This is a genomic window from Streptomyces sp. NPDC047880 (genome assembly GCF_040706515.1).
Taxonomy (GTDB): domain Bacteria; phylum Actinomycetota; class Actinomycetes; order Streptomycetales; family Streptomycetaceae; genus Streptomyces.
Genome location: NZ_JBEZOK010000006.1, coordinates 195,768 through 204,686, shown reverse-complemented (window position 1 = coordinate 204,686; position 8,919 = coordinate 195,768). Strand labels below are relative to the sequence as shown.

Below are 8,919 nucleotides of genomic sequence, written 5' to 3'. Positions count from 1 at the left end.
ATCATCTCGGGACTGCTAGGGCCCCCGTTGTGTAGCGGCCTAGCACGCCGCCCTCTCAAGGCGGTAGCGCCGGTTCGAATCCGGTCGGGGGTACTGGTTCCGAAGATCGGCAGATCGACGATCATCTCGGGACTGCTAGGGCCCCCGTTGTGTAGCGGCCTAGCACGCCGCCCTCTCAAGGCGGTAGCGCCGGTTCGAATCCGGTCGGGGGTACTGACTGGTCTAAACCACATTGGTCTATGGTGTAATTGGCAGCACGACTGATTCTGGTTCAGTTAGTCTTGGTTCGAGTCCAGGTAGACCAGCTCGGACCTGCGGAAACGCAGTGTCCAGGCCCCCGTTGTGTAGCGGCCTAGCACGCCGCCCTCTCAAGGCGGTAGCGCCGGTTCGAATCCGGTCGGGGGTACACATCGCATGAGGCCCCTCACTTCGGTGAGGGGCCTCATGCGTGCTTGCCTGCTGTTGGGGGCGCGGGGAACTGCGCGAGCGACCCCTACCGGCCCGCACGCGACGATCAAACCGTCCGTGCCATGGCGCGTGATCGGGAAAGGCCTGCCGCGGCGTTGAGGCCGGCCTCCCCGAAACGCTCCGTAGGTCAGCCGGTGCGCCGCAACGCCTCGGAGAGACGTCCCGCCGCATCGATCACGGCCTGCGCATGCATACGCCCCGGGTGACGCGTCAACCGCTCGATCGGCCCGGACACGGACACCGCGGCAACCACACGGTTCGACGGCCCCCGCACCGGCGCGGACACGGACGCGACGCCCGGCTCCCGCTCGCCGATCGACTGCGCCCAGCCACGCCGCCGCACACCCGACAGGGCCGTCGCCGTGAAGCGCGCCCCCTGCAACCCCCGGTGCAGCCGCTCCGGCTCCTCCCAGGCCAGCAGGATCTGCGCCGAGGAGCCGGCCTTCATCGTGAGTGTCGAACCGACCGGGACCGTGTCCCGAAGACCGGACAGGCGTTCCGCCGCGGCGACGCAGATGCGCATGTCGCCCTGGCGGCGATAGAGCTGTGCGCTCTCGCCCGTGATGTCCCGGAGATGCGTGAGCACCGGGCCGGCGGTGGCGAGGAGACGGTCCTCACCCGCGGCCGCGGCGAGCTCGGCCAGGCGAGGGCCGAGAATGAAACGGCCCTGCATGTCGCGCGCCACCATGCGGTGGTGTTCCAAGGCCACGGCCAGGCGGTGGGCCGTGGGTCGTGCCAGTCCGGTGGCACCGACCAGACCCGCGAGGGTGGCCGGACCGGACTCCAGAGCGCTCAGGACGAGGGCCGCCTTGTCCAGAACGCCGACGCCGCTACTGTTGTCCATGAAACGATACTCCCGTCTCACTCTGTGAAACGCAAGTTCAATTTTCCGTGGAACGCGCCACCCTGGAATCACGAAGTCACAACGGCCCGTGACGTAAGGGCCTGGCGGTGTGTGCCCGGATCAGGGGTACGGGCATCGCCTCCTCAAGATCTCTAGTTGGGCCGGCGGATCGTCGTCGGCCGGAGGGAACAGCGATGGGTAGGACACTCGCGGAGAAAGTCTGGGACGACCACGTCGTCCGGCGCGCGGAGGGCGAGCCCGACCTTCTCTTCATCGATCTGCACCTGCTGCACGAGGTGACCAGCCCGCAGGCGTTCGACGGGCTGCGCAAGAGCGGCCGTACGGTGCGGCGGCTGGACCTGACCATCGCGACCGAGGACCACAACACCCCCACCCTCGACATCGACAAGCCGATCGCGGATCCGGTGTCGCGGGTGCAGCTGGAGACGCTGCGCAAGAACGCCGCCGACTTCGGGGTGCGCCTGCACCCGCTGGGCGACGTCGAGCAGGGCGTGGTGCACGTGGTGGGCCCGCAGCTGGGCCTGACCCAGCCCGGCACCACCGTGGTGTGCGGCGACTCGCACACCTCCACCCACGGCGCGTTCGGTGCGCTGGCGTTCGGCATCGGCACCTCGCAGGTCGAGCACGTCCTGGCCACCCAGACGCTGCCGATGACCCGGCCCAAGACCATGGCGATCACGGTCAACGGCGAACTGCCCGAGGGCGTCACCGCCAAGGACCTGATCCTGGCGATCATCGCGAAGATCGGCACCGGCGGCGGCCAGGGCTACGTCCTGGAGTACCGCGGTGAGGCCATCGAGAAGCTGTCGATGGAAGCGCGGATGACCATCTGCAACATGTCGATCGAGGCCGGTGCCCGCGCAGGCATGATCGCCCCCGACGAGACCACCTTCGCCTACCTCCAGGGCCGCCCGCACGCCCCCGAGGGCGCCGATTGGGACGCCGCCGTCGCCTACTGGAAGACCCTGCGCACGGACGAGGACGCCGAGTTCGACGCCGAGGTGGTCATCGAAGCCGGTGAGCTGTCGCCGTTCGTGACGTGGGGCACCAACCCGGGGCAGGGTGCGCCGCTTTCGGCGAACGTCCCCGATCCTGCTTCGTACGAAGACGCATCGGAGCGCTACGCCGCCGAAAAGGCCCTGGAGTACATGGGGTTGCAGGCCGGGCAGCCCCTGCGTTCCATCACGGTGGACACCGTCTTCGTAGGCTCGTGCACCAACGGCCGTATCGAGGACCTGCGCGCGGCCGCGGAGCTGCTGAAGGGCCGCAAAGTCGCCGACGGGGTACGGATGCTGGTCGTGCCCGGCTCGGCGCGGGTGGGTCTGCAGGCCGTCTCCGAGGGCCTGGACGTGGTGTTCAAGGAGGCCGGCGCCGAATGGCGGCACGCGGGCTGCTCGATGTGCCTGGGTATGAACCCCGACCAGCTCGCCCCCGGTGAGCGCTCGGCGTCCACCTCCAACCGCAACTTCGAAGGCCGGCAGGGCAAGGGCGGCCGCACCCACCTGGTCTCCCCGCAGGTCGCCGCCGCCACCGCCGTCCTGGGCCACCTGGCCTCCCCGGCCGACCTGTCCGCCGACGCCGTCACGCCCGCTGGAGTCTGAACAGTCATGGAAGCCTTCACCACCCACACCGGCCGGGCCGTCCCGCTGCGCCGCAGCAACGTGGACACCGACCAGATCATCCCCGCCCACTGGCTCAAGAAGGTCACGCGCGACGGATTCGAGGACGGACTGTTCGAGGCCTGGCGCAAGGACCCGGCATTCGTCCTCAACCAGGGCGAGCGGCAGGGCGCGACCGTGCTGGTCGCCGGCCCCGACTTCGGCACCGGCTCCTCGCGCGAGCACGCCGTGTGGGCCCTGCAGAACTACGGCTTCAAGGCCGTGATCTCCTCCCGCTTCGCCGACATCTTCCGCGGCAACTCACTCAAGAACGGCCTGCTCACGGTCGTGCTGGACCAGCAGACCGTCGACGCGCTGTGGGAACTCACCGAGAACGACCCGCAGACCGAGATCACCGTCGACCTGGAGCGCCGCGAGGTGCGCGCCGAGGGCATCACCGCCTCCTTCGAGCTCGACGAGAACTCCCGCTGGCGGCTGCTGAACGGCCTCGACGACATCTCGATCACCCTCCAGAGCGAGGCCGACATCGCCGCCTACGAGGCGAAGCGCCCGTCGTTCAAGCCGCGCACCCTCCCGGTCTGACCCCGGACACGGTCCGCCGCCTCTGAACAAGGCGACTTTCGGCCACGGCAACATCCCCTCTGTACCCCCGATCAGCCCGATCGGGGGTACAGCCGTCTCTGCACCCGAACGGCCCTGCCCACCCGCTGTTCCGCTGCCAACTTCCCACGTTAAGGCGGTGGTTGCTGGGGTACGCGAGGAGTACAGCCGTGACTTCCACGTGTGCCGGGAAGGCCGTTCGAGGCGGCAGTTGTCCCCTGCGCAGGCGACAACTCGCCCCAGATGGCACAATCTGTGCATGGAACACGACGGCCAACTCGAGCTCTATGCGGCAGTCGCGGACCAACTCAAGGAAGCGCACACAAGAGTGCGCGCACTGCAAGTCCCGGAGGGCGTACGGATGGCGCTGACCCGGAAGCTGCTGGTCATTACGGCCGCGGCCAAGCACGATCTCGCCGACGCGGCAAGACGGCTGGAGCGGTTCAATGCGGACCTCGGCGAGGGACGTCTCCCCGACGAGGAACGCTGAACCCTTCGACACCGTCGAGTTCGTTGCGGCACAAGGGTGATAAGCCCGTTTCGTGTTTGATTTGCGGTATATATCTGCCTAACGTGCGAAAAAGCTTGAACACTTTCGTTCTGGCGATGTCTCCGAAGGGGAAGACGTGAACAAGGCGCAGCTCGTAGAAGCGATTGCCGACAAGATGGGCGGCCGCCAGCAGGCCGCCGACGCTGTCGACCATGTCCTGGACGCCATCGTCCGCGCGGTCGTCTCGGGTGAGCGGGTCTCGGTCACCGGCTTCGGTTCGTTCGAGAAGGTCGACCGCCCCGCCCGGTACGCCCGTAACCCCCAGACGGGCGAGAGGGTTCGGGTCAAGAAGACCTCCGTTCCGCGCTTCCGCGCCGGTCAGGGCTTCAAGGACCTGGTCAGCGGCTCGAAGAAGCTGCCGCGAGGCGGCGAGGTCTCCGTCAAGAAGGCGCCGAAGGGCAGCCTGACCGGCGGTGCCGGCGCGACGGTCAAGAAGGCCGCCGCGAAGAAGGCGACCACCAAGGCGGCCGCCGCGAAGAAGACCACCGCCAAGAAGACGACGGCGAAGAAGGCCACGACGAAGACCGCGGCCGCGAAGAAGACCACCGCGAAGAAGGCGCCCGCCAAGAAGACCACGGCGACGTCCAAGACCACCGCCGCGAAGAAGACCACCGCGAAGAAGGCCCCGGCGAAGAAGGCCACGGCCAAGAAGGCCCCCGCCAAGAAGTCGACGGCGCGCAAGACCACCGCCAAGAAGACCACCGCCCGCAAGAAGTAAGGGCACTGGGGTATTCACGCGCCGGGCCGGACTCCGCTACGGAGTCCGGCCCGCGGCGTGTTCAGCGTGTGATCAGAGGGTCTGCAGGGTCACCAGAGTGATCCGCGGCGCGTCCTTGGCGCCCTCCACCTCGATGCGGACCCGCTGGCCCGGGCGCAGCAGTCTGAGGCCCCCCGCGTCGAACGCCGCCGCGTCGAAGGGCACCGGGGTGCCGTCGTCCAGGAGCACCTGCCCGCTGCGGCTCTCGGGGTCGTACGTGTACGCGGTCGCCTGCATGGCCGCAGCCTACTGCCCGGGAATCAGCAACCGCGCGGCGGCCGCGGCCGTATGAGGGCCCACCCCCAGGGCCAGCGCGCTGCGCAGGTCGTCGCCGGTGTCCACGTCCTGGCGTACGGAATCGACCGCGGAGAGGGACAGTTCCACGGCCCCCGACGCGAGGTGCCGGGCCCTGGAGTCCGTGCCGAAGGCCGGGCGCAATTCCTGGCCCGGGGTGGCGGCCAGCAAGGTCGTGCCGATTGCGGCCGCGTCCGGGAGAAAAGCACGCGGGAATTCGGCGGCGGCATCGAGTACCCGGGACAATTCCGCGGGGCGCAGAGCCGGCAGATCGGCGTTCAGCGCGGCCACCGCCCCGGCCGGGCGGACGGACCGTACGGACCGCGTCGCGTGTGCGAGGGCGGCGTTGAGGCCGCCGCCCGGTTCGTCGGGGATGATCGCCGCGCCCAGTGCGGCCAGCTCACGGCCAGCCCGGGCGTCGTTCGTGACGACTGCCACACTCCCCACCCCCGGGCAGGCCAGCGCGGCCGCCACGGTGTCCTGCGCGAAGGCCAGTGCCAGGTCCGGCCGCAGCCCGTCGTCCGCGGTGTCCGCAAGCCTGCTCTTGGCCTTGGCCAGGGGCTTCAGGGGTACGACCAGGGTCCACTGCACGGGGATTCCGTCCTCCTCTTGTCGCGGTCATTGTCACCCGGGGCATCGGGCGGGCGGCGTGCCGGGGCGTACGGTGTTCTCGACAGACCGGCGGCCTGGGGCGACACTTGTGCGGCCCCCCGTGGCCCCGGCTTTGGCCCTAGAGGAAGGTGTCCGCGTGCCCCGCCGCAGAATCGGCTTCTGGTACCGCTTCGCCGCGGTGATCTGCAAACCGCCGCTGGTGGTTCTGCTCAAGCGGGACTGGCGTGGAATGGAGCACATTCCGGCAGAGGGCGGATTTATCACCGCGGTGAACCATAATTCGCACATCGACCCCTTCGCTTATGCGCACTTTCAGTACAACACCGGGCGCGTCCCGCGATTCCTCGCGAAGAGCGGGCTTTTCAAGAAGGGATTCGTCGGGGCCGCGATGCGGGGCACCGGGCAGATTCCCGTCTACCGCGAGAGCACGGACGCGCTGAGCGCCTTCCGGGCCGCGATCGAGGCCGTGGACCGCGGGGAATGCGTCGCGTTCTACCCGGAGGGCACCCTCACCCGCGACCCGGACGGCTGGCCCATGACCGCCAAGACCGGCGCCGCGCGCGTCGCCCTGCAGACCAAGTGCCCGGTGATCCCCGTGGCGCAGTGGGGCTGCAACGAGTTGCTGCCGCCGTACGCGAAGAAGCCGAACCTGCTGCCGCGCAAGACGCACCGCGTGCTCGCCGGCCCGCCCGTGGACCTCGCGCGGTTCTACGACCGTGAGATGACCGCGGAGCTGCTGAAGGAGGCCACGGAGGTCATCATGGCCGCCGTCACCGCCCAGCTGGAGCAGATCCGCGGCGAGAAGGCGCCCGAGACGCCGTACGACCCGCGCCGCGAGCGGATCGAGCAGCGGCGCCGCACACAGGCACAGACGCAGACGCACCAGAGGTCCGGGCAGACCGTGCAGGAAGAGGGGCTGGGCAAGTGAGCAAGCCGGTCAAGGCGGCGGTCCTGAGCGCCGGTTCGTGGGGCACGGCCTTCGGCATGGTGCTCGCCGACGCGGGGTGCGAGGTCACCCTGTGGGGGCGCCGCCCGGAGGTCGTCGAGGCGATCAACTCCACGCGGACCAATCCCGACTACTTCCCGGGCGTCGAGCTCCCGGAGAACGTCCGGGCCACCACCGATCCCGCCGAGGCCGCGGCGGACGCCGACTTCACGGTGCTGTCGGTCCCCTCGCAGACCCTGCGCGGCAACCTCGCCGAGTGGAGCCCGCTGCTGGCCCCCGACACGGTCCTGGTGTCGCTGATGAAGGGCGTCGAACTCGGCTCCGCGATGCGGATGAGCGAGGTCATCGACGACGTCGCCAAGGTCGGCCCGGAACGGATCGCCGTGGTCACCGGGCCCAACCTGGCGCGGGAGATTGCCGCACGGATGCCGGCCGCCGCCGTGGTGGCCTGCACCGACGAGGCCGTCGCCCAGCGGCTCCAGGCCGCCTGCCACACGCCGTACTTCCGCCCGTACACCAATACGGACGTGGTGGGTTGCGAACTGGGCGGAGCCGTGAAGAACGTCATCGGCCTCGCCGTCGGCATCGCGGACGGCATGGGGCTCGGCGACAACGCCAAGGGCTCCCTCATCACCCGCGGCCTCGCCGAGACCACCCGGCTCGGCATGGCCCTCGGCGCCGATCCGCTCACCTTCTCCGGACTCGCGGGCCTGGGGGACCTGGTGGCCACCTGCTCCTCGCCGCTGTCGCGCAACCACACCTTCGGCACCAACCTCGGCAAGGGCATGACCCTTCAGGAGACCATCGCGGTCACCAAGCAGACCGCGGAGGGCGTCAAGTCCTGCGAGTCGGTGCTCGACCTGGCCCGCCGGCACGGCGTCGACATGCCGATCACGGAGACGGTCGTCGGCATCGTGCACGAGGGCAAGCCCCCGGTGGTCGCTCTCAAGGAGCTGATGTCGCGCAGCGCGAAGCCCGAACGACGCTGAGCGACGCGAGGCGGCGGCGCTTACTAGCGGCCCTACCAACGGGTACTCTCAACGCGATATGAGCACCGAGAACCTCCCCCAGAACCCAGAGCAGCCGCCTCGCAAGCCGCGTGTGGCCGTCGTGTTCGGCGGGCGCAGCTCCGAACACGGGATCTCCGTGGTCACCGCCGGCGCCGTCCTCAAGGCCATCGACCGGACGAAGTACGACGTCCTGCCGATCGGCATCACGCAGGACGGGCGTTGGGCGCTCACGGCGGACGAACCGGAGCGGATGGCGATCGTCGACCGGCGCCCGCCGAGCGTCGACGCCCTCGCCGAGTCCGCCGAGGGCGGAGTGATCCTCCCGGTCGACCCCGCCAACCGCGAAGTCGTCTACAGCGAGCCGGGATCGGTCCCCAAGGCGCTCGGCGAGGTCGACGTGGTCTTCCCGGTGCTGCACGGCCCGTACGGCGAGGACGGCACCCTCCAGGGCCTCCTGGAGCTCTCCGGCGTCCCGTACGTGGGTTCGGGTGTGCTCGCCTCGGCCGTCGGCCAGGACAAGGAGTACATGAAGCGGGTGTTCACCTCGTTCGGGCTGCAGGTCGGCCCGTACGTGGTGGTCCGTCCGCGCGAGTGGGAGCAGGACCGGGCGGCCGCCCGCAAGAAGATCGTCGACTTCGCCGGCGAGCACGGCTGGCCGCTGTTCGTGAAGCCCTCGCGGGCCGGTTCGTCGATCGGCATCACCAAGGTCGACGACCTCTCCGGCCTCGACGAGGCCATCGCCGAGGCCCAGCGGCACGACCCGAAGATCCTCGTGGAGGCCGCGCTGCGCGGCCGCGAGATCGAGTGCGGCGTCCTGGAGTTCGAGGACGGCCCCCGGGCCTCCCTGCCCGCGGAGATCCCCCCGCCCGAGGCGCAGGCGTACTACGACTTCGAGGCCAAGTACATCGACTCCACCCCGGGCCTCGTCCCGGCGCCCCTCACCTCCGAGGAGACGGCCGAGGTCCAGCGCCTGGCGGTCGACGCGTTCGACGCGGCGTCCTGCGAGGGTCTGGTGCGCGCGGACTTCTTCCTCACCGAGGACGGCGAGTTCGTGATCAACGAGATCAACACGATGCCCGGCTTCACGCCCATCTCGATGTACCCGCAGATGTGGCAGGCGAGCGGGGTGAGCTACCCGGAGCTGATCGACCTGCTGGTGCAGGCGGCGCTGCGCAGGTCCACGGGCCTGCGGTGAACC

At 69.6% G+C, this 8,919-nt stretch carries 10 protein-coding genes and 4 tRNA genes; 11 read left to right on the top strand and 3 right to left on the bottom strand.

All coding sequences use genetic code 11. The annotated features are described in order from the left end of the window. Positions 1 to 20 precede the first annotated feature (20 nt). The 4 genes from AB0937_RS12455 to AB0937_RS12440 all read left to right on the top strand — a co-directional run bounded on the left by AB0937_RS12455 (position 21) and on the right by AB0937_RS12440 (position 406). Positions 21 to 93, top strand: a tRNA-Glu gene (locus AB0937_RS12455). A gap of 47 nt (positions 94 to 140) precedes the next feature. Then, positions 141 to 213 (top strand) — tRNA-Glu (locus AB0937_RS12450). A 20-nt stretch (positions 214 to 233) separates the two neighbouring features. Further along, positions 234 to 305: transfer RNA gene (locus AB0937_RS12445), tRNA-Gln, on the top strand. A 28-nt stretch (positions 306 to 333) separates the two neighbouring features. Further along, a tRNA-Glu gene (locus AB0937_RS12440) sits at positions 334 to 406 on the top strand. A gap of 189 nt (positions 407 to 595) precedes the next feature. On the opposite strand, the gene ndgR is transcribed toward AB0937_RS12440, so the two are convergent. After that, a complete protein-coding gene (gene ndgR / locus AB0937_RS12435) occupies positions 596 to 1,312 on the bottom strand; it encodes an IclR family transcriptional regulator NdgR (RefSeq protein WP_184988622.1) in 717 nt (238 codons plus the stop codon). A gap of 194 nt (positions 1,313 to 1,506) precedes the next feature. On the opposite strand from ndgR, the gene leuC reads away from it, so the two are divergent. The 4 genes from leuC (at position 1,507) to AB0937_RS12415 (ending at position 4,820) form a co-directional block, all read left to right on the top strand. Further along, a complete protein-coding gene (gene leuC / locus AB0937_RS12430; protein ID WP_366711305.1) occupies positions 1,507 to 2,934 on the top strand; it encodes a 3-isopropylmalate dehydratase large subunit in 1,428 nt (475 codons plus the stop codon). Between the two features lie 6 nt (positions 2,935 to 2,940). Next, positions 2,941 to 3,534: a 3-isopropylmalate dehydratase small subunit gene (leuD, locus tag AB0937_RS12425; protein WP_366711303.1), complete on the top strand. Its 594-nt coding sequence runs from the start codon at positions 2,941 to 2,943 to the stop codon at positions 3,532 to 3,534. 277 nt (positions 3,535 to 3,811) lie between these two features. After that, a complete protein-coding gene (locus tag AB0937_RS12420) occupies positions 3,812 to 4,042 on the top strand; it encodes a hypothetical protein (protein ID WP_366711302.1) in 231 nt (76 codons plus the stop codon). A gap of 136 nt (positions 4,043 to 4,178) precedes the next feature. Next, complete coding sequence (locus tag AB0937_RS12415) at positions 4,179 to 4,820, top strand: HU family DNA-binding protein (protein WP_366711300.1); 642 nt, start codon at positions 4,179 to 4,181, stop codon at positions 4,818 to 4,820. A gap of 72 nt (positions 4,821 to 4,892) precedes the next feature. On the opposite strand, the gene AB0937_RS12410 is transcribed toward AB0937_RS12415, so the two are convergent. Together AB0937_RS12410 and cofC are read right to left on the bottom strand one after the other, a co-directional pair. Next, the gene (locus tag AB0937_RS12410) at positions 4,893 to 5,096 is read right to left on the bottom strand and encodes a hypothetical protein (protein WP_033313194.1); all 204 of its coding nucleotides are present in this window, start codon (positions 5,094 to 5,096) and stop codon (positions 4,893 to 4,895) included. A gap of 9 nt (positions 5,097 to 5,105) precedes the next feature. After that, complete coding sequence (cofC, locus tag AB0937_RS12405; protein WP_366711298.1) at positions 5,106 to 5,744, bottom strand: 2-phospho-L-lactate guanylyltransferase; 639 nt, start codon at positions 5,742 to 5,744, stop codon at positions 5,106 to 5,108. A gap of 157 nt (positions 5,745 to 5,901) precedes the next feature. Here cofC and AB0937_RS12400 point away from each other — a divergent pair, with 157 nt between their 5' ends. The 3 genes from AB0937_RS12400 to AB0937_RS12390 are packed head-to-tail and all read left to right on the top strand — an operon-like array spanning position 5,902 to position 8,916. Beyond that, complete coding sequence (locus tag AB0937_RS12400) at positions 5,902 to 6,693, top strand: lysophospholipid acyltransferase family protein (protein ID WP_366711297.1); 792 nt, start codon at positions 5,902 to 5,904, stop codon at positions 6,691 to 6,693. Continuing rightward, positions 6,690 to 7,700 carry an NAD(P)H-dependent glycerol-3-phosphate dehydrogenase gene (locus AB0937_RS12395; protein ID WP_366711296.1) on the top strand — a complete coding sequence of 337 codons (1,011 nt, stop codon included), beginning with the start codon at positions 6,690 to 6,692 and terminating at the stop codon, positions 7,698 to 7,700. Before AB0937_RS12400 ends, AB0937_RS12395 begins: the two co-directional genes overlap by 4 nt. Before the next feature lie 58 nt (positions 7,701 to 7,758). Beyond that, on the top strand, positions 7,759 to 8,916 hold the full coding sequence (locus tag AB0937_RS12390) for a D-alanine--D-alanine ligase family protein (protein ID WP_366711294.1): 1,158 nt from the start codon (positions 7,759 to 7,761) through the stop codon (positions 8,914 to 8,916). Positions 8,917 to 8,919 lie beyond the last annotated feature (3 nt).

Coding starts and splice junctions, on each gene's coding strand:
- ndgR (WP_184988622.1), bottom strand. CDS start 1,312: ATGGACAACAGTAGCGGCGTCGGCGTTCTGGACAAGGCGGCCCTCGTC.
- leuC (WP_366711305.1), top strand. CDS start 1,507: ATGGGTAGGACACTCGCGGAGAAAGTCTGGGACGACCACGTCGTCCGG.
- leuD (WP_366711303.1), top strand. CDS start 2,941: ATGGAAGCCTTCACCACCCACACCGGCCGGGCCGTCCCGCTGCGCCGC.
- AB0937_RS12420 (WP_366711302.1), top strand. CDS start 3,812: ATGGAACACGACGGCCAACTCGAGCTCTATGCGGCAGTCGCGGACCAA.
- AB0937_RS12410 (WP_033313194.1), bottom strand. CDS start 5,096: ATGCAGGCGACCGCGTACACGTACGACCCCGAGAGCCGCAGCGGGCAG.
- AB0937_RS12390 (WP_366711294.1), top strand. CDS start 7,759: ATGAGCACCGAGAACCTCCCCCAGAACCCAGAGCAGCCGCCTCGCAAG.